The organism is Cellulomonas algicola (assembly GCF_019024305.1).
GTDB classification, from domain to species: Bacteria; Actinomycetota; Actinomycetes; order Actinomycetales; family Cellulomonadaceae; genus Cellulomonas; species Cellulomonas algicola.
Window position 1 is genome coordinate 18,106 of the sequence record NZ_JAHKSJ010000019.1, and the last position, 17,951, is coordinate 36,056.

Annotated in this window: 17 protein-coding genes; 13 read left to right on the plus strand and 4 right to left on the minus strand. The window is 74.2% G+C overall.

Features of this window, described 5'->3' with window-relative positions; translation table 11 throughout:
* Positions 1 to 76 precede the first annotated feature (76 nt).
* Positions 77 to 964 carry an undecaprenyl-diphosphate phosphatase gene (locus KOV94_RS15305; protein WP_218052532.1) on the plus strand — a complete coding sequence of 296 codons (888 nt, stop codon included), beginning with the start codon at positions 77 to 79 and terminating at the stop codon, positions 962 to 964.
* 45 nt (positions 965 to 1,009) lie between these two features.
* Here the strand turns inward: KOV94_RS15305 and KOV94_RS15310 are convergent, their stop codons facing one another.
* The gene (locus KOV94_RS15310; RefSeq protein WP_235843512.1) at positions 1,010 to 1,990 is read right to left on the minus strand and encodes a magnesium and cobalt transport protein CorA; all 981 of its coding nucleotides are present in this window, start codon (positions 1,988 to 1,990) and stop codon (positions 1,010 to 1,012) included.
* A 57-nt stretch (positions 1,991 to 2,047) separates the two neighbouring features.
* Here KOV94_RS15310 and mshC point away from each other — a divergent pair, with 57 nt between their 5' ends.
* Positions 2,048 to 3,304 carry a cysteine--1-D-myo-inosityl 2-amino-2-deoxy-alpha-D-glucopyranoside ligase gene (gene mshC, locus KOV94_RS15315; protein ID WP_124343819.1) on the plus strand — a complete coding sequence of 419 codons (1,257 nt, stop codon included), beginning with the start codon at positions 2,048 to 2,050 and terminating at the stop codon, positions 3,302 to 3,304.
* A gap of 86 nt (positions 3,305 to 3,390) precedes the next feature.
* On the opposite strand, the gene KOV94_RS15320 is transcribed toward mshC, so the two are convergent.
* On the minus strand, positions 3,391 to 4,248 hold the full coding sequence (locus tag KOV94_RS15320) for a PAC2 family protein (protein ID WP_124343820.1): 858 nt from the start codon (positions 4,246 to 4,248) through the stop codon (positions 3,391 to 3,393).
* Positions 4,249 to 4,324: 76 nt separating this feature from the next.
* On the opposite strand from KOV94_RS15320, the gene KOV94_RS15325 reads away from it, so the two are divergent.
* On the plus strand, positions 4,325 to 5,029 hold the full coding sequence (locus KOV94_RS15325) for an HAD family hydrolase (RefSeq protein ID WP_372449478.1): 705 nt from the start codon (positions 4,325 to 4,327) through the stop codon (positions 5,027 to 5,029).
* A gap of 79 nt (positions 5,030 to 5,108) precedes the next feature.
* On the opposite strand, the gene KOV94_RS15330 is transcribed toward KOV94_RS15325, so the two are convergent.
* Positions 5,109 to 5,990 carry a RecB family exonuclease gene (locus KOV94_RS15330; RefSeq protein WP_218052533.1) on the minus strand — a complete coding sequence of 294 codons (882 nt, stop codon included), beginning with the start codon at positions 5,988 to 5,990 and terminating at the stop codon, positions 5,109 to 5,111.
* 175 nt (positions 5,991 to 6,165) lie between these two features.
* Here KOV94_RS15330 and KOV94_RS21340 point away from each other — a divergent pair, with 175 nt between their 5' ends.
* From KOV94_RS21340 to hisF, 10 genes are all read left to right on the plus strand, one after another.
* Entirely contained in the window at positions 6,166 to 7,299 is a 1,134-nt protein-coding gene (locus tag KOV94_RS21340) for a site-2 protease family protein (RefSeq protein ID WP_218052509.1), read from the plus strand.
* A 44-nt stretch (positions 7,300 to 7,343) separates the two neighbouring features.
* Positions 7,344 to 8,387: a tRNA (adenine-N1)-methyltransferase gene (locus KOV94_RS15340; RefSeq protein WP_124341148.1), complete on the plus strand. Its 1,044-nt coding sequence runs from the start codon at positions 7,344 to 7,346 to the stop codon at positions 8,385 to 8,387.
* A 167-nt stretch (positions 8,388 to 8,554) separates the two neighbouring features.
* Entirely contained in the window at positions 8,555 to 10,192 is a 1,638-nt protein-coding gene (gene arc, locus KOV94_RS15345) for a proteasome ATPase (protein ID WP_124341147.1), read from the plus strand.
* A gap of 109 nt (positions 10,193 to 10,301) precedes the next feature.
* Complete coding sequence (gene dop / locus KOV94_RS15350) at positions 10,302 to 11,924, plus strand: depupylase/deamidase Dop (RefSeq protein WP_124341146.1); 1,623 nt, start codon at positions 10,302 to 10,304, stop codon at positions 11,922 to 11,924.
* Positions 11,925 to 12,044: 120 nt separating this feature from the next.
* Positions 12,045 to 12,242: a ubiquitin-like protein Pup gene (locus KOV94_RS15355; RefSeq protein WP_013770948.1), complete on the plus strand. Its 198-nt coding sequence runs from the start codon at positions 12,045 to 12,047 to the stop codon at positions 12,240 to 12,242.
* Between the two features lie 6 nt (positions 12,243 to 12,248).
* Positions 12,249 to 13,100: a proteasome subunit beta gene (prcB, locus tag KOV94_RS15360; RefSeq protein ID WP_124341145.1), complete on the plus strand. Its 852-nt coding sequence runs from the start codon at positions 12,249 to 12,251 to the stop codon at positions 13,098 to 13,100.
* A complete protein-coding gene (gene prcA, locus KOV94_RS15365; RefSeq protein ID WP_124341144.1) occupies positions 13,097 to 13,837 on the plus strand; it encodes a proteasome subunit alpha in 741 nt (246 codons plus the stop codon). Before prcB ends, prcA begins: the two co-directional genes overlap by 4 nt.
* 31 nt (positions 13,838 to 13,868) lie before the next feature.
* Positions 13,869 to 15,230: a Pup--protein ligase gene (gene pafA / locus KOV94_RS15370; protein WP_124341143.1), complete on the plus strand. Its 1,362-nt coding sequence runs from the start codon at positions 13,869 to 13,871 to the stop codon at positions 15,228 to 15,230.
* Positions 15,231 to 15,404: 174 nt separating this feature from the next.
* Positions 15,405 to 16,280 carry an FKBP-type peptidyl-prolyl cis-trans isomerase gene (locus tag KOV94_RS15375; protein ID WP_124341142.1) on the plus strand — a complete coding sequence of 292 codons (876 nt, stop codon included), beginning with the start codon at positions 15,405 to 15,407 and terminating at the stop codon, positions 16,278 to 16,280.
* Positions 16,280 to 17,050 carry an imidazole glycerol phosphate synthase subunit HisF gene (hisF, locus tag KOV94_RS15380; protein WP_124341141.1) on the plus strand — a complete coding sequence of 257 codons (771 nt, stop codon included), beginning with the start codon at positions 16,280 to 16,282 and terminating at the stop codon, positions 17,048 to 17,050. Before KOV94_RS15375 ends, hisF begins: the two co-directional genes overlap by 1 nt.
* A 96-nt stretch (positions 17,051 to 17,146) precedes the next feature.
* Here the strand turns inward: hisF and KOV94_RS15385 are convergent, their stop codons facing one another.
* On the minus strand, positions 17,147 to 17,791 hold the full coding sequence (locus tag KOV94_RS15385) for a TIGR03085 family metal-binding protein (RefSeq protein WP_218052510.1): 645 nt from the start codon (positions 17,789 to 17,791) through the stop codon (positions 17,147 to 17,149).
* Positions 17,792 to 17,951 lie beyond the last annotated feature (160 nt).

Consider the following 17,951-nt stretch of genomic DNA (forward strand, 5'->3'; position numbering starts at 1 on the left):
GTGCGTCACCCTAACGTCGGGCACGTGCCCGGCGGGGGAGGCTCCGCGGCTATCGTTGCGCCTCGTGGCTGACGCGATGGGTGCAGGTGAGGCGATCTTCCTCGGGCTGGTCCAGGGTCTGACGGAGTTCCTGCCGGTGTCGTCGAGCGCGCACCTGCGGATCGTCGGGGACCTGCTCGGCAGCGGTGACCCGGGCGCCACGTTCACGGCCATCACCCAGCTCGGCACCGAGTCCGCGGTGCTGCTGTACTTCCGCCGCGACATCGCCCGGATCTGCTCCGCGTGGTGGCGGCACGTGCGCGGCGACCGCGGCACCGACCTGCGCGCCCGGATGGGCATTCCGGTGGGGGAGAAGGCCGACCACGACGCGCTCATGGCGTGGTTCATCGCGCTCGGGTCCGTCCCCATCGTGATCCTCGGGCTGCTCTTCCAGGACCCGATCGAGCACGCCTTCCGGAACCTCTGGCTCATCGTCCTCACGCTCGCCGGGTTCGCCCTCGTGCTCGGCTGGGCGGACCGGCGCGGTGCGCACCGGCGCACCCTCGACGAGCTCACGCCGCGCGACGCCGTGAAGTTCGGCCTCTGGCAGGCGCTCGCGCTCGTCCCCGGCGTCTCGCGCTCGGGCGGCACGATCACCGGTGGCCTGCTCATGGGCTACACGCGCGAGGCCGCCGCCCGGTACTCGTTCCTGCTGGCCATCCCCGCGGTCTTCGGCTCCGGGCTGTACCAGCTCGCGAAGGCGGTCGGCGGGGACGCGTCGCCGGGGACCGCGGGCGCCGGCGCGACGCTGCTCGCGACGCTCGTCGCGTTCGTCGTCGGGTACCTCGTCATCATCGTGTTCCTCAAGATCGTCTCGACCTTCAGCTACACGCCGTTCGTGGTCTACCGGCTCGGGCTCGCCGCGCTCGTCGCGCTGCTGCTGCTCACCGGCGTGCTCGACCCGATGCCTGCCGTCACGCCCTGACCGGTCCGCACAGGCCGCGCCGCCGGACGCGTCGACCGAGCCCGCTCAGAGCCACCCGGAGCGCCGGAACAACCGGTGCAACCACCAGCAGACCGCACCCATGCCGAGCAGCGCGACGGGGTAGCCGTACGTCCACGACAGCTCGGGCATGTGGTGGAAGTTCATGCCGTAGATGCCCGCGACCAGCGTCGGCACCGCGGCGATCGCCGCCCACGCCGAGATCTTGCGCATGTCCTCGTTCTGCTGCACCGACACGCGCGACAGGTGCGCCGAGAGCATGTCGCCCAGCAGCCGGTCGTGACCGTCGAGGTGGTCGTCCACGCGGTCGGCGGTCGACTGCACGCGCCGCAGCCAGTGCTGGGTCCGGCTCCCGTCCGGGCTGTCCGCGGCGTCCGCGACGAGCTCCGGGAGCACCGACGCGACGGGACCGAGCGCGCGCCGCGCCTCCGCGATCTCCCGCTTGAGGTCGTAGATCCGCTGCACCGGGTCCCCGGACGGGACGGCCGCGAACACCTCCGACTCCGTCGCGACGACCGCGTCGCCGAGCTCGACCTCGACGTCACCCGCGGTCGCCACCAGCGCCAGCAGCGCGGCGGCGAGCACCTGCAGCACGCCCTCGTCGGGCACGCGCGGCCCGTTCACCAGCCGCGCGGCGGTGCGACCCATGACGTCCGCCCGCCCGCTCTCCGCCGTGAGGACCACCGACGCACCCACCACGAGGACGAGCGCACCCGTGCTGACCTGCCGGGTCGCCTCGTCGTACGACAGCGTCGGGGCCGTGACGACGAGCGTGCCGTCCGTCGTCCGGTCGACGTGGGCGCGCACCGGGTGGTCCGCGGACGCCGCGCGACGGTCCGGCACCTTGAGCCGCAGGACCGCGCAGGCGTCGGCGCCCAGGCCGTGCCGCTCCGCCTCCCGCGGCAGGTCCGCGAGATCGTGCACGACCACCCACGTCGAGCCGTCGTCGAGCGTGCGCACGTCGGGCACCGGGTCCGTGCCGGGGGTCGCGCCGGCGAGGTCGTCCACGGCTGCATTGTGGTCCTCCGCCCGGTGCGGTGCGCCCCGAAGGTTAGGCTGCCGCCCGTGCTCACCTGGCCGGCCCCGCAGATCCCACGGCTCCCCGGACGGGGCGGTCCCGTCGTCGTGCGCGACTCGTCGACCGGCGAGCGCGTCGTCGCCGCACCCGGCCCGACCGCCACGCTCTACGTGTGCGGCATCACCCCGTACGACGCGACCCACCTCGGCCACGCCGCGACCTACGTCGCGTTCGACGTGCTCGGTCGTGCGTGGCGCGACGCGGGGCAGGACGTGCGCTACGCGTCGAACGTCACCGACGTCGACGATCCGCTGCTCGAGCGTGCGACCGCCACGGACGTGCACTGGCGTGAGCTCGCCGACGAGCAGATCGCGCTCTACGCCGAGGACATGACCGCGCTCGGCGTCGTGCCGCCCGACGCCTGGACCGGCGTCGTCGAGTCCATCCCCGCGGTCGTCGACGCGGTGACCCTCCTCGTCGAGCGCGGTGCGGCCTACACGGTCCCGACGCCCGACGCGGTCGACGGCGGTGCGGGCGACGTCTACGCCGACCTCTCCGCCGACGGCGCGTTCGGCACCGTCGCCGCGCTGGGTCTCGACGAGATGCTCGCGCTGTCCGCCGAGCGCGGCGGCGACCCGGAGCGCGCGGGCAAGCGCGACCCCCTCGACCCGCTGCTGTGGCGCCGCGAGCGGCCCGGCGAGCCCGCGTGGGACGGCGGCACGCTCGGCCGCGGGCGGCCCGGCTGGCACATCGAGTGCGCCGTCATCGCGCGCGACTCGCTCGGCCTGCCGTTCGACGTCGAGGGCGGCGGCTCCGACCTGCGCTTCCCGCACCACGAGATGAGCACCTCGCACGCCCGGCTCCTCGACGCCGGCCACGGCGCACGCGTGCACGTGCACACCGGCATGGTCGGGCTCGACGGCGAGAAGATGAGCAAGTCCCGCGGCAACCTCGTGCTGGTCTCCGCGCTGCGCGCCGCGGGCGTCGACCCGATGGCCGTGCGCCTCGCGATCCTCGCGCACCGGTACTCCGACGACTGGGACTGGACCGACGCGGGCCTCGTCGAGGCGCAGGAGCGTCTCGCGCGCTGGCGGCGCGCCCTGTCCGGCAACGGCGGCCCCGACGCGGCGTCCACCATCGCGGGCCTGCGCGCCGCGGTCGCCGACGACCTCGACACCCCGCAGGCGCTCGCGGTCGTCGACGCGTGGGTCAAGACCGCCCTGCACGGCGACCACGAGCCCGTCGAGGGTGCGCCCGGGCTCGTCGCCCGCGCGGTCGACGCGCTGCTGGGCGTCCGGCTCTGACTCGCACGTCCCGGCGTCCCGTCGTGCGGGCGGTCCCGCGGCTCAGCCCGCGCTGACGGTGTCGCGACGCGGCCCGGTCCGGCCCGTCAGCCGCCCGTGCCCTTGTCGCGCCGACGCAGGTAGCGCTCGAACTCGCGCGCGATCGCCTCGCCGCTCGCCTCGGGCAGGTCGGCCGTGTCCTTGGCCTCCTCGAGCTGCCGGACGTACTCGCCGATCTCGTTGTCCTCGCCCGCGAGCTCGTCGACGCCGTCCTGCCACGCCGCCGCGTCGTCGGGCAGCTCGCCCAGCGGCACGGGCTCGCCGACGAGCTGCTCGATGCGGTGCAGGATCGCGAGCGTCGCCTTGGGCGACGGCGGGTGCGCGACGTAGTGGGGGACCGCCGCCCACAGCGACAGCGCCTGCATGCCGCGGGCCGCGGCCTCGTGCTGGAGCACGCCGACGATGCCCGTCGGGCCCTCGTAGGTGTTCGGCTCGAGGCCCACGGCGTCCCGCAGGTCCGCGTCCTCGCTGGTCGCGTTCACGGGGATGGGTCGCGTGTGCGGCACGTCCGCGAGCAGCGCCCCGACGGTCACGACCGTCCTCACACCGAGACCCGCCGCGATGTCGAGCAGCTCGGCGCAGTAGCGCCGCCAGCGCATCGACGGCTCGATGCCGTGCACCAGCACGACGCGACGGCCGCTGCGCGGGGTCTCGACGACCGCGACCGACGTCGTCGGCCAGGTGATCTCGCGCCGCCCGTGCGGGCCGACGCCCACGACGGGACGGTTGACCTGGAAGTCGTGGTACTCCTCGGGGTCGAGCTCGTCGACCTGCTCCGCGCCCCACGCCTCGTGCAGGTGCTGCAGCGCGTGGGTGGCCGCCGAGCCCGCGTCGTTCCAGCCCTCGAACGCGGCGAGCATGACGGGCTCGTCGTCCGGGAGGTCCGCGGGTGCGTGCTCACTCATCTGCTCAGCCTAGGACGCGTGATCCCCACCACCCCGACGGGACGCGCGGCGGGACGTGCCGCGGGCGGTCCGTAGCATGGAGGACGTGCCCCTCACCTCCGGACCCTCCCGCCCCCTGCCCGCCGCCGTCCTGTGGGACATGGACGGCACGCTCATCGACACCGAGCCCTACTGGATCGGTGCCGAGACCGAGCTCGTCGAGGCGCACGGCGGTGTGTGGACGCACGAGGACGGCGCCGCGATGGTCGGCAACCCGATGTCGGCCGCCGTCGTCGCGCTGCAGGCACGCGGTGTCGACCTGACCGCGGACGAGATCGCGGACTTCCTGAACGGCCGCGTCCGCGCGGGTGTCGCGGCGGAGGTGCCGTGGCAGCCGGGTGCGCTCGAGATCCTGCGGGCGCTGCACGGCGCCGGGGTTCCGATGGCGCTCGTCACGTCGTCGTTCCGCGTGCTCGCGGAGCCGTTCGCGGAGACGGTGGGGTTGTTCGACGTGGTCGTCTCGGCCGACGACGTCTCGCGGCCCAAGCCCGACCCCGAGCCGTACCTGCTCGCCGCGCGCCTGCTCGGCGTCCCGGTCGCGCGGTGCGTCGCGGTCGAGGACTCGCACTCGGGCGTCGCGTCGGCCGTCGCGTCGGGCGCCCGCGTCATCGGCGTCGAGGTCATGCAGGAGCTCGCCGACCGGCCGGGCCTGAGCCGGGTCGGCTCGCTCGCGGACCTCACGCTCGACGACCTCGCGCGCATCGCGGACGGCGACGTGCTCGACCTGCGCCCCGCCGGCTGACTCCTGCGCGGGACCGCCCGGAGCGGCGGCCGGGGCGCGACGTCCGGGGTGCGGCTGTCGGTGACCCGGCCCCGCGCGGTCAGGCCACGGGCGCGGGTGCGGGGGGAGCGACGCCGATCGACCGCTCGACCGCGCCCTCCGGGACGGGCGGGACGGTGCCGCCGAACGCCGGGCAGTGCGCCTTGAACGAGCACCAGTCGCACAGCCGTGAGGTGCGCGGACGCCAGTCGCCGCTGCGGGCCGCGTCCTCGATGCCGCCCCAGATCGACCGCACGCGCGCCTCGAGCGTGTGCATCTCGGGCTCGGTCGGCTCGTGCTTGAGGACCGTGCCGTCGCCCAGGTACTCGAGCTGCAGCAGCTTCGGCAGCACGCCGCGCGAGCGCCAGATGACGTACGCGTAGAACCGCATCTGGAACAGCGCGCCGCCCTCGAACCCTGGCCGCGGCGACTTCCCCGTCTTGTAGTCGACGACGCGCACCCACCCGTTCGGCGCGACGTCGACGCGGTCGACGATCCCGCGCAGCTGCGGGCCGTCCTCGAGCTCGACGCTCACCATGAGCTCGCGCTCCCGGGGCTGCAGGCGCGTGGGGTCCTCGAGCGAGAAGTAGGTCGCGAGCAGGCCGTCGACCGAGGCGAGCCACGCGTCGAGCGCCGCGTCGTCCGCGAACAGCGTCGCGACGTCGGGCGCGTCCTCGCGCAGCTGCGCCCACCGTGCGGGGACGAGGCCGCGCGCGGCGTCGATCGTGCGCTCCGCCGCGGGCAGGTCGAAGAGGTGCTCGAGGACCGCGTGCACGAGCGTCCCTCGCGCCGCGGCCGCGCTCGGCGGCTCGGGCAGCCGGTCGACGACCCGGAACCGGAACAGCAGCGGGCACTGCAGGAAGTCGTTCGCGCGCGACGGGGACAGACCCGGCCGCGACGGCGGCCGCACGCGTACCGCCTGCTCGACCGACTGCTCGACCAGCTCCTCGACGACCTCGTCCCGGTCGACCGCCACCACGTCCTGCGCACTCACGTCACCGAGCCTAGGCCGCGCCACCGACGCTCCCGACCCACCGCGCCGCGCGCCGCGCGCCCGCGGGACCGACGGCACGGGCGACGTGCAGGGGACGCCCAGGGGTCCCGCATAGGCTGGCCCGGTGAGCGACCCCCGACCTGCCGCGCCGCGCACCTCCGGCTGGGTGTTCGGCCACGTCGCCGGCGCACCGATCGTCCTCGCGCCCAGCTGGCTGATCGCCGCGGTCGTCCTCACGTTCCTGTTCGCGCCGACCGTGCGCTCGTGGTCGCCCGACCTCGGCGGGCGCGTGTACGTCGTCGCAGGCGTCTTCGTCGTGCTGCTCTTCGCGTCGGTGCTCGTGCACGAGCTCGCGCACGGCCTCGTCGCCCGCGCACGTGGCCAGCAGCCCCGGGAGTTCGTCCTCACGCTGTGGGGCGGGCACACGACGTTCGGCGTCGCCGCCCCGACGCCCGGCACCAACGCGCTCGTCGCGCTCGCGGGCCCGGTCGCGAACCTCGTCCTCGCGGGGGCGTTCCTCGGCGCCGCGAACGCCGTCGGCACGCGGCAGCTGCTCGGGCTGCTGCTGTTCGCCGGGGCGTTCTCCAACGGGTTCGTCGGGCTGTTCAACCTGCTGCCGGGCCTGCCGCTCGACGGGGGCGCGATCCTGCAGTCCGCGGTGTGGGCGGCGACGCGCAGCCGGCACACGGGGACCGTCGTCGCGGCGTGGTGCGGCCGGGTCGTCGCGGTCGGCGTCTTCGCGTGGGCGTTCGTCTTCCCGTTCGTGCAGGGCGGCCAGCCCGACCTCACCGACGCCGTCTGGGGTGCGCTCATCGGCGCGTTCCTCTGGACGGGCGCGTCGGGTGCGATGCGCGGTGCGCGCGCGCAGCACGCGGTCGAGCAGCTGTCGCTCGCCTCGGTGGGCCGTCCGGCGGCGGTCGTCGGGCACGCCGACTCGGTCGCGCGCGCGGCGGCGGCCGCCGCGGCCGCCGGTGCGAGCGAGGTGGTCGTCGTGTCGCCCGACGGGCGCCCGGCCGCGTACGTGGACCGCGAGGCGGCCCGTGCGGTCCCGGCGGACGTCGCGGGCACCACGCCCGTGACGTCGGTCGCCGTCGCGCTGCCGGTGGGGTCCGTGGTGGACGGCAACCTCGTCGGCCAGGACCTGCTGGACGCGCTCGGGCGCGCCGCCCGCCACACCGCGGTCGTCGTCGCGGTCGCCGACGGGCGCGTCGTGGGCCTGGTGCGCGTGCCGGACGTCGTCGCCGCGCTGCGCACCTGACCGCCGCGCCGGTCGACGGCCGCGTCCTCGTAGACTCGTCGCCCGTGACCGACCAGACGCCCACCGGGGCCGCGCAGCGCCGCGGCCCGTTCCGCGCGGGCGACCGCGTCCAGCTGACCGACCCGCGCGGCCGGCTGCACACCATCACGCTCGCCCCGGGTGGCACGTTCCACACGCACCGCGGCTACTTCACGCACGACGAGCTCATCGGCGCGCCCGAGGGCACGGTCGTGCGGAACACGTCCGGCATCGAGTACCTCGCCCTGCGGCCCCTGCTCGCGGACCACGTGCTGTCCATGCCGCGCGGCGCGGCCGTCGTGTACCCGAAGGACGCGGGCCAGATCGTCACGATGGGCGACATCTTCCCCGGAGCACGCGTCATCGAGGCGGGCGTCGGCTCGGGCGCGCTCACGATGTCGCTGCTGCGGGCCGTGGGCGACGGCGGCGCGCTGCACTCGATCGAGCGGCGCGAGGACTTCGCCGACATCGCCCGCGCCAACGTCGAGGGCTTCTTCGGCGGTCCGCACCCGGCGTGGCGCCTGTCGATCGGCGACCTCGCGGACGTCCTGCCGCGCGTCGCCGAGCCGGGCACGGTCGACCGCGTGGTGCTCGACATGCTCGCGCCGTGGGAGAACCTCGACGCGACCGCCGTCGCGCTGGCCCCCGGCGGGCTCCTGATCGCGTACGTCGCGACGACGACGCAGCTGTCGCGGCTCGCGGAGGACGTGCGCGAGGACGGCCGGTACACGGAGCCGCAGGCGTGGGAGTCGATGGTCCGCGGCTGGCACCTCGAGGGCCTCGCCGTCCGCCCGCAGCACCGCATGATCGGGCACACGGGTTTCCTCCTGACGACGCGCCGGCTCGCGGACGGCGTCGAGGCGCCGCAGCGCAAGCGCCGCCCGGCGAAGGGCTCGTACCCGGTCGCCGAGGACGGCGCGCCCCTGGAGGACCCGACCCTGTGGTCGCCCGAGGCGATGGGGGAGCGCGCGGTCTCGGACAAGAAGCTGCGCCGTGCCCGCCGGGACGCGCAGGGCCTGGCCGACGCCGCGCGCGAGGTCGACGCGACGTCCGACGACGACCCCGCCTGACCGTCCGGCGGTCCACCGTCCCGCTGCGCGAGACGGCGGGAACACCTGCGGTGCGGCGGGCGTCTCTGGTTGACAGGGATGGTTAGGGTCGTCGGACCAGCAGGCACAGCGTCGTGCACGGTGGTGATCGTGACGACCATGCACGACGCGGAACGGAGGCCGAGACGATGACCGACCCGAACGCCCCTGGCAGGGACCTGTCCCGTGAGCTCGCGATCCTGGCGGCCAAGAACGAGCGGCTCAGCGAGGCCCTCGTCGCCGCGCGCGAGCAGATCGTCGAGCTGAAGCGCCAGGTGGACGACCTCGCGAAGCCCCCCGGCACGTACGCCACGTTCCTCGCGGCGCGCGACGACGGCACGGTCGACATCGTGTCGTCGGGCCGCAAGATGCACGTGGGCGCGAGCCCGTCGATCGACGTGCACCGCCTGCGCCCGGGCCAGGAGGTCATGCTCAACGAGGCGCTCACGGTGGTCGAGGCCGGCGGCTACGAGAAGGTCGGCGAGATCGTCACGGTCAAGGAGATGCTCGGCGAGGGGCGCGCGCTGGTCGTGGGCCGCGGCGACGAGGAGCGGGTGGTCCGGTTCGCCGGGCAGGTCATCGACCAGGCCCGCGTCCGGGTCGGCGACGCGCTGACGATCGACTCGCGCAGTGGCTTCGTGTTCGAGGTCATCCCGCGCGCCGAGGTCGAGGAGCTCGTCCTCGAAGAGGTGCCGGACATCCAGTACGAGGATATCGGCGGCCTGGGCCCCCAGATCGAGGCGATCCGCGACGCCGTCGAGCTGCCGTTCCTGCACCCCGAGCTGTTCCGCGAGCACGGCCTGAAGCCGCCGAAGGGCGTGCTGCTGTACGGCCCGCCCGGGTGCGGCAAGACGCTCATCGCGAAGGCCGTCGCGCACTCGCTCGCGGCGACCGCGGCTGCGGCGCGGGGCGAGGAGGGCGCGGAGACGCGGTCGTTCTTCCTCAACGTCAAGGGCCCCGAGCTGCTCAACAAGTACGTCGGCGAGACCGAGCGGCACATCCGCCTGATCTTCGCCCGCGCCCGGGAGAAGGCGTCGCAGGGGCACCCGGTCGTCGTGTTCTTCGACGAGATGGAGTCGCTGTTCCGCACGCGCGGCACGGGCGTGTCGAGCGACGTCGAGACGACGATCGTGCCGCAGCTGCTCTCCGAGATCGACGGTGTCGAGCGGCTCGAGAACGTCATCGTCATCGGCGCCTCGAACCGCGAGGACATGATCGACCCCGCGATCCTGCGTCCCGGCCGCCTGGACGTGAAGATCAAGATCGAGCGGCCCGACGCCGAGGGTGCGCGCGAGATCTTCGGCAAGTACCTCACGGCCGACCTGCCGATCCACGAGGACGACCTGCGCGAGCACGGCGACTCCGCGTCGACGGCGGTCGAGGCGATGATCACGCGCGTCGTCGAGCGCATGTACACCGAGAGCGAGGAGAACCGCTTCCTCGAGGTGACGTACGCGAGCGGCGACAAGGAGGTCCTCTACTTCAAGGACTTCAACTCGGGCGCGATGATCCAGAACGTCGTCGACCGCGCGAAGAAGTCCGCGATCAAGGACCTCCTCGCGACCGGCCAGCGCGGCATCCGCGTCGACCACCTGCTCACGGCGTGCGTCGACGAGTTCCGCGAGAACGAGGACCTGCCGAACACGACGAACCCCGACGACTGGGCGCGCATCTCCGGCAAGAAGGGGGAGCGCATCGTGTTCATCCGCACGATCGTCCAGGGCAAGAAGGGCACGGACACGTCGCGCACGATCGAGACGGTCACGAGCACCGGCCAGTACCTCTGACGACTCACCCCACCTCCGACGCCGACCCGCGCCGGGCCCGCCGTCCCGGTGGTGCCCGGCGCGCGGACGTCCGCGGTGACGTGCTGCGACGGACGCCTAGGGTGGAGCCGTGACCGTGCGCCGCGTGATGGGGATCGAGACCGAGTACGGCATCCTCCAGCCGGGTCGCCCCCTCGCGAACCCGATGCTCCTGTCGAGCCACGTCGTCGCGGTGCACGCGGCGGCGCGCGAGGGCGGCCGGGCCCGCGCCCGGTGGGACTACGACGACGAGGACCCGCTGCACGACGCCCGCGGGTTCCACCTGCAGCGCGCGTCGGCGCACCCGTCGCTCCTCACCGACGACCCTGACCGCGTCGCGCCGGCGGGCCCGGCGGACACGGGCGACGGCCCGCAGGAGCTCCCGCGCGGCACGACCGAGGAGTACGAGGACCCGGGCGCCGCGAACGTCATCCTCACCAACGGCGCACGGCTCTACGTCGACCACGCGCACCCCGAGTACTCCTCGCCCGAGGTCACCTCGCCGCTCGACGCCGTGCGCTGGGACCGGGCGGGCGAGCTCGTCATGCTCGCGTCGGTGCGCGCGCTCGCGTCGACGCCCGCGCTGCCCGACGTCGCGCTCTACAAGAACAACGTCGACGGCAAGGGCGCGACCTACGGCACGCACGAGAACTACCTCGTCGACCGCGCCGTGCCGTTCACGGACCTCGCGAGCCGGCTCATCCCGTTCCTCGTGACGCGCCAGGTGTTCACCGGCGCGGGTCGCGTCGGCGTCGGCCAGCGCGGCGAGACCCCGGGCTTCCAGCTCTCGCAGCGGGCCGACTACATCGAGGCCGAGATCGGCCTCGAGACGACGCTGCGCCGGCCCATCGTCAACACGCGCGACGAGCCGCACGCCGACCCCGACCGCTGGCGGCGCCTGCACGTCATCATCGGCGACGCCACGATGCTCGAGGTCGCGACCTACCTGCGGCTCGGCACGACGTCGCTCGTCCTGTGGCTGATCGAGCGGGCCGTCGCCGAGGGCGGTGCGGGCGGCGCGCTCGCCGCGATCGACCGGCTGGCCCTGCGCGACCCCGTGCACGCCGTCCACCTCGTGAGCCACGACGTCACGCTCACCACCCGGGTCGAGCTCGCGGACGGCCGCCGCCTCACCGCGATCGAGGTGCAGCGCGAGTACCTCGACGCCGTGCGCACCGCGCTCGCGCACGTCGGCGACCCGCTCGACGGGCAGACGACCGACGTGCTCGACCGCTGGCAGGCCGTGCTCGACGGCCTCGCGACCGACCCCGCGAGCTGCGCGCGCACGGTCGAGTGGCTCGCCAAGCTCCGGCTGCTCGAGGGCATGCGCCGCCGCGACCACCTCGCGTGGGACCACCCCCGCCTCGCCGCGGTCGACCTGCAGTGGTCGGACCTGCGACCCGAGCGCGGCCTCTACCACCGGCTCGTCGCGGCCGGGGCCGTCGACCTGCTCGTCACGCCCGCGCAGGTCGAGGACGCCGTGTGGCACCCGCCGCACGACACGCGCGCCTACTTCCGCGGCGAGGCCGTCGCCCGCTACGGCGCCGAGATCTCCGCCGCGAGCTGGGACTCGGTCGTGTTCGACGTGCCCGGCGCCGCGACGCTCCAGCGCGTGCCCATGCGCGACCCGCTGCGCGGCACACGCGCGCACGTGGGCGACCTGCTGGACCGCTGCGAGGACGCCCGCGCGCTCCTGGCCGAGCTCGGCGCCTGACGCGACCGCTGCGCCGTGGGCGAAAGGCGTGTCCGCCTCGCGGGCGCTCGCCCCGGATGCGTCGGAGGATGGGCCTAGGGTGGGATCGAGCAGGTCAGCGCGACGCCTACGGAGGTCACCATGGCTGGTCAGGAACAGGTGCGGCCCCGCCGCGACGACGAGGACCCGGTCGACGGCGCCGACGCGCCGGTGCCGGCCGCGCCGTCCGCGCAGTCGCGCGACGCCGAGGTGGACGCGCTGCTCGACGAGATCGACGACGTCCTGGAGTCCAACGCGGAGCAGTTCGTCCGCGGGTTCGTCCAGAAGGGCGGTCAGTGAGCGTCGATGGCCCCACTGACACCGCAGCCCGACCGCGCCGCCTCGGGGCGGCTCCCGCACACCTTCACCACCCCCGGCTCGTCGTCGTTCGTCGACTTCCTCGCCGGGCACGCACCCGAGCTGCTGCCCGGTAACCGGCCGCTGCCCACGTCCGAGGTCCACGCGCCGCACGGCACGACGATCGTCGCGCTCGCGGTCGACGGCGGGGTCGTGATGGCGGGGGACCGCCGCGCCACGATGGGCTCGATGATCGCGAGCCGCGAGATCGAGAAGGTCTTCCCGGCGGACGAGTACTCCGCGGTGGGCATCGCCGGCACGGCGGGCCTCGCCACGGAGCTCGTGCGGCTGTTCCAGCTCGAGCTCGAGCACTACGAGAAGATCGAGGGCAGCCTGCTGTCGCTCGACGGCAAGGCGAACCGGCTGTCGACGATGATCCGCGGCAACCTCGGGCTCGCGATGCAGGGCCTCGCGGTCGTCCCGCTGTTCGCGGGCTTCGACCTCGACCGGCGCGTCGGCCGGATCTTCTCCTACGACGTCACGGGCGGCCGCTACGAGGAGCACGACCACCACGCGGTCGGCTCGGGCTCGGTGTTCGCGCGCGGGTCCCTCAAGAAGCTGTGGCGGCCCGGGCTGGACCCGGCGGGCGGCGTGCGCGTCGCGGTCGAGGCGCTCGTGGACGCCGCGGACGACGACTCGGCGACGGGCGGCCCCGACTCGACGCGGCGGATCTGGCCCGTCGTGGCGACCGTGACGGAGGCGGGCTACCTGCGCGTGCCGGACGCCGAGCTCGGCGAGCTCGTGGCCCTCGTCGAGGACGAGCGGCGTGCGTCGCACGCGGACCGCGGAGGTGCGCGATGAGCATGCCGTTCTACGTCTCGCCCGAGCAGCTCATGAAGGACCGGGCGGACTACGCGCGCAAGGGCATCGCCCGCGGCCGGTCCGTCGTGGTGCTGCAGTACGACGACGGGATCGCGTTCGCGACGGAGAACGCCTCGCGCGCGCTGCACAAGATCTCGGAGATCTACGACCGCATCGCGTTCGCGGCGGTCGGCAAGTACAACGAGTTCGAGAACCTGCGCGTCGCGGGCGTGCGCTACGCCGACCTGCGGGGCTACTCCTACGACCGCGAGGACGTCACGGCGCGCGGCCTGGCGAACGCGTACGCGCAGACGCTCGGCACGGTGTTCACGACCGAGTCGAAGCCGCTCGAGGTCGAGCTCGTCGTCGCGGAGGTCGGCCGTGAGCCGGCGGGCGACCAGGTGTACCGGCTCTCGTACGACGGCTCCGTCGCGGACGAGCACGGCTACGTCGTCATGGGCGGGCAGGCCGACCGGCTCGGCGGGCTGCTCGCGTCGGGCTGGCGCCCGGGCATGACGCTGCGCGAGGTGCTGCGACTCGCGGTCGACGTGCTCGGCGCGTCGGGCGACGACGGGGGCGAGTCGCGCGCGATCCCGGCGCAGCAGCTCGAGGTCGCCGTCCTCGACCGCACGCGGCCCCGTCGCACGTTCCGGCGGCTCACGGGCGCGTTGCTCGAGGACCTGCTCACGCCCGACGGAGCCGGCGACCCGCCGGCTCCGGCACCGCACGACGACTGACGACCACGAGGCCCGGAGGAGGGGAGCAGCCATGGACCGACGGATCTTCGGGCTCGAGACCGAGTACGGCGTCACGTGCGCCGCGCAGGACGGCCGCGGGCTGTCCGCGGACGAGGTGGCGCGCTACCTGTTCCGCAAGGTCGTCGCGTGGGGACGCTCGTCGAACGTCTTCCTCCGCAACGGCTCCCGGCTCTACCTGGACGTCGGCTCGCACCCCGAGTACGCGACCGCGGAGTGCGACGACGTGCGCCAGCTCGTCGCGCACGACCGCGCGGGCGAGCGGATCCTCGAGGGTCTCGTGGCGGACGCGCAGCAGCGCCTCGAGCACGAAGGGCTGCCGGGCCGCATCCACCTGTTCAAGAACAACACGGACTCCGCGGGCAACTCGTACGGCTGCCACGAGAACTACCTCGTGCGACGGCAGGGCGACTTCGCGCGCCTGTCGGACGTGCTCGTGCCGTTCCTCATCACGCGCCAGGTGCTCACGGGCGCGGGCAAGGTGCTGAGCACGCCGCGCGGCGCGCTGTTCTGCCTGTCGCAGCGGGCCGACCACATCTGGGAGGCCGTGTCGAGCGCGACCACGCGGTCGCGTCCGATCATCAACACGCGCGACGAGCCGCACGCCGACGCGGAGCACTTCCGCCGGCTGCACGTCATCGTGGGCGACTCGTCGATGTCCGAGACGACGACCATGCTCAAGGTCGGGGCGACGGACCTCATCCTGCGCATGGTCGAGGCCGGCATCCCGATGCGCGACATGACGCTCGAGAACCCGATCCGCGCGATCCGCGAGATCAGCCACGACCTCACCGGCAAGCACCCGGTGGTCCTCGCGAACGGCCGGACCGTCACGGCGCTCGACCTGCAGGAGGAGTACCTCACGCGCGTCGTGGACTTCGTGTCGACCGAGGGCGGCCCGACGCCCGAGACGAAGCAGGTCCTCGACCTCTGGGAGCGCGGGCTGCGCGCGCTGCGCACGGGTGACCTGTCGCTCGTGGAGCGCGAGCTCGACTGGGTCATCAAGTACCAGCTCATCGAGCGGTACCGCGCCAAGCACGACCTCGAGCTGTCCGACGTGCGCGTGCAGCGGCTCGACCTCGCGTACCACGACATCTCCCGCACCGAGGGGCTGTACAACCTGCTGGCCGCGAAGGGCCTGGTCGAGCGCGTGACGAGCGACCTGGAGATCTTCGAGGCCACCGCGGTGCCCCCGCAGACGACCCGCGCCAAGCTGCGCGGCGACTTCGTGCGTGCCGCGCAGGAGGCCCGCCGGGACTACACGGTCGACTGGGTGCACCTCAAGCTCAACGACCAGGCGCAGCGCACGGTGCTGTGCAAGGACCCGTTCCGCAGCGTCGACGAGCGCGTGGACCGCCTCATCGAGTCGATGTAGCGCCCAGGCGGGCGCCGTACAGTGTGCGTGCCTGCGGGCCCCTCGACCGGTTGTCCCGTCGCGGCCGCCCCTGGTCGCCCGCAGCCCCGCCCCGGACCGACCCGGTACGGTGGCGCCTCGCGGGCGTGACCGGACGCCGAGGCGGGGGGGCGCCCACCACGAGGAAGGACCGACGTGCGACGACTGCGGGAGACGGCGGCCGCCGCGCTCGTGGCGCTGGCGCTGCTCGCGGGGTGCACGACGCCGCAGGCCGCGGATCCCGAGATCACCGTCACGGGGGAGCCGGGCGAGGCGCCGACGCTCACGTACCTCACGCCGCTCGAGGTGACGTCGACGTACCGCGAGGAGATCTGGCCGGGGACCGGCGCGGAGCTCGTCGAGGGCGGGCCCGTGCTCATCGACTTCTGGCTCGAGAACGGCAGCGACGCGTCGCTCGTCGACGAGAGCTACTCCACGACGCCCACGCCGCGGCTCCTCACGGAGGAGGACCTCGGCACCGACCTGTACGAGACCCTGCGCGGCCAGAAGGTCGGGGCACGCCTGCTCCAGGTGAGCCCGCCCCGTGGCTCCGGCGCGGTCGACTACCCGACGGTGACCGTCCTCGACGTGCTGCCGACGCGTGCCGACGGCGAGCCCATGCCGCCGAGACCGGACCTCCCGGCGGTCACGCTCGACGCGTCGGGGGCGCCGTCCATCACCCCGACCGGCACGGAGCCGCCCGACCAGCTCGTCGTCCAGCAGGTGCTGCGCGGTGCGGGTGCGCAGGTCACCCCGACCGACGTCATCACCGTGCAGTACACGGGCTTCGCGTGGACGACGGGCGAGTCGTTCGACTCGACGTGGACGCACGGACTGCCCGTGTCGTTCGGCCTGCAGGACGTGCAGGCCTGGGCGGAAGGGCTCGTCGACCAGCCCGTCGGCAGCCAGGTCATGCTCGTCGTCCCCCCGACGTACGCGCTCGGCGTCACGGAGAGCCAGGAGCTCGCCGGGCAGACCGTCGTGTTCGTCGTCGACATCCTCGCGACCGGCTCACCCGACGGAGGCTCCTGATGACCGTGGCGCTGCGCGTCATCCCGTGCCTCGACGTCGACGCGGGTCGCGTCGTCAAGGGCGTGAACTTCGAGAACCTCCGCGACGCCGGTGACCCGGTCGAGCTCGCGCGCCGCTACGACGCCGAGGGCGCCGACGAGGTGACGTTCCTCGACGTGTCCGCGTCGTCGGGGGGCCGCGACACCACGATCGAGGTCGTCCGCCGCACGGCCGAGGAGATCTTCGTCCCGCTGACCGTGGGCGGGGGCGTGCGGTCGACGGACGACGTCGACCGCCTGCTGCGTGCGGGCGCGGACAAGGTCGGCGTGAACACCGCCGCGATCGCGCGGCCCGAGCTGATCTCCGAGATCGCGCACCGCTTCGGCAGCCAGGTCCTCACGATCTCGATCGACGCGCGCCGCGTGACGGGTGACGTGCGCACCGACTCCGGCTACGAGGTCACGACGCACGGCGGCAAGCGCGGCACGGGTCTCGACGCCGTCGCGTGGGCGGCGCGGGCCGCCGAGCTCGGCGCGGGCGAGGTGCTGCTGAACTCGATGGACGCCGACGGCACGGAGGCCGGTTTCGACCTCGAGATGATCGGCGACGTGCGCCGCGAGGTGCGCATCCCGCTCGTCGCGAGCGGCGGTGCGGGGACCGTGCAGCACTTCGTCGACGCGGCGAGGGCCGGCGCCGACGCGGTGCTCGCCGCGAGCGTCTTCCACTTCGGCCAGCTGACCGTGCGCGACGTCAAGGACGCGCTGCGCGCGGCGGGCGTCGTCGTCCGCTGATGCCCGGCCCACGGGCCGCGCGCGGGAGGCAGCGAGTCAGACCGGCAGGCGGTCGACGAGGACGGCTCGGACCGGCAGGCGGTCGGTGAGGACGGCTCAGACCGGCAGGCGGTCCGTGAGGATCTCGACGTCCTGCGGGTCGCCCTGCACCGTCACGTCGGCGGCCGCGCCGCGCCCGAACGCGAACAGCACGAGCTCGCCGACCGCACCCCGCACGACGACCGTCCCGTAGCCGTCCTTCGGGCGCCGCACCTGCCGGCGCGGGCCGTCCTCGCGCACCAGCACGACACCGATCGGGAGCCGGTGCAGCCGGGCACCCCCCGCGCCACCCAGGTGCTTCCACAGCACCTCGACGAGCGTTGGGTCGAGGTCCCGCGGCGGCGTCGGACCGGAGCCGCGCCGGACGTCCTCGGTGTGGACGAAGTACTCGACGACGTTCGCGAGCTCACCCGCCCACGACATCGGGTGCCAGCGCGGCGGCTCCGCCGCGACGCGCGCGACGAGGTCCCGGTACGCGCCCTCGGTCGCGGCGTCGTCGGCGAGCCGCTCGATCGCGGCCTCTGCTCGGCCTGCGAGCGCGGGCACCGCGATCCCGGCACCGACGACGGGGGAGTGCTCGCGCAGGACCACGTGCGCCGCGAGGTGACGGGCCTGCCAGCCCTCGCACAGCGTGGGCGCGTCGGGTGGGACGGCTCGCAGAGCCTCGGCCAGCTGCGCGCGCTCCACCTCGTGCCACGTCATCCCCGCATCGTCGCACGTGGGAGCGCTGGTCCGCGTCACGAGACGGGCCACGACGGCGGCGACGACCAGCCCGCGGCGCGGGGGCGCGCGGGCGGTCCGGGCGGCCGTGTCCGCCGGGCGACGCGTCGCGACCGCGTGAGAGGATGACGGTTTCCCGCCC

Excerpts from the sequence above, each read along its gene's own strand:
- KOV94_RS15305 (WP_218052532.1), top strand. The coding sequence starts at position 77 with ATGGGTGCAGGTGAGGCGATCTTCCTCGGGCTGGTCCAGGGTCTGACG.
- KOV94_RS15320 (WP_124343820.1), bottom strand. The coding sequence starts at position 4,248 with ATGAGTGAGCACGCACCCGCGGACCTCCCGGACGACGAGCCCGTCATG.
- KOV94_RS15325 (WP_372449478.1), top strand. The coding sequence starts at position 4,325 with ATGGAGGACGTGCCCCTCACCTCCGGACCCTCCCGCCCCCTGCCCGCC.
- arc (WP_124341147.1), top strand. The coding sequence starts at position 8,555 with ATGACCGACCCGAACGCCCCTGGCAGGGACCTGTCCCGTGAGCTCGCG.
- KOV94_RS15355 (WP_013770948.1), top strand. The coding sequence starts at position 12,045 with ATGGCTGGTCAGGAACAGGTGCGGCCCCGCCGCGACGACGAGGACCCG.
- prcB (WP_124341145.1), top strand. The coding sequence starts at position 12,249 with ATGGCCCCACTGACACCGCAGCCCGACCGCGCCGCCTCGGGGCGGCTC.
- prcA (WP_124341144.1), top strand. The coding sequence starts at position 13,097 with ATGAGCATGCCGTTCTACGTCTCGCCCGAGCAGCTCATGAAGGACCGG.
- pafA (WP_124341143.1), top strand. The coding sequence starts at position 13,869 with ATGGACCGACGGATCTTCGGGCTCGAGACCGAGTACGGCGTCACGTGC.
- hisF (WP_124341141.1), top strand. The coding sequence starts at position 16,280 with ATGACCGTGGCGCTGCGCGTCATCCCGTGCCTCGACGTCGACGCGGGT.
- KOV94_RS15385 (WP_218052510.1), bottom strand. The coding sequence starts at position 17,791 with ATGACGTGGCACGAGGTGGAGCGCGCGCAGCTGGCCGAGGCTCTGCGA.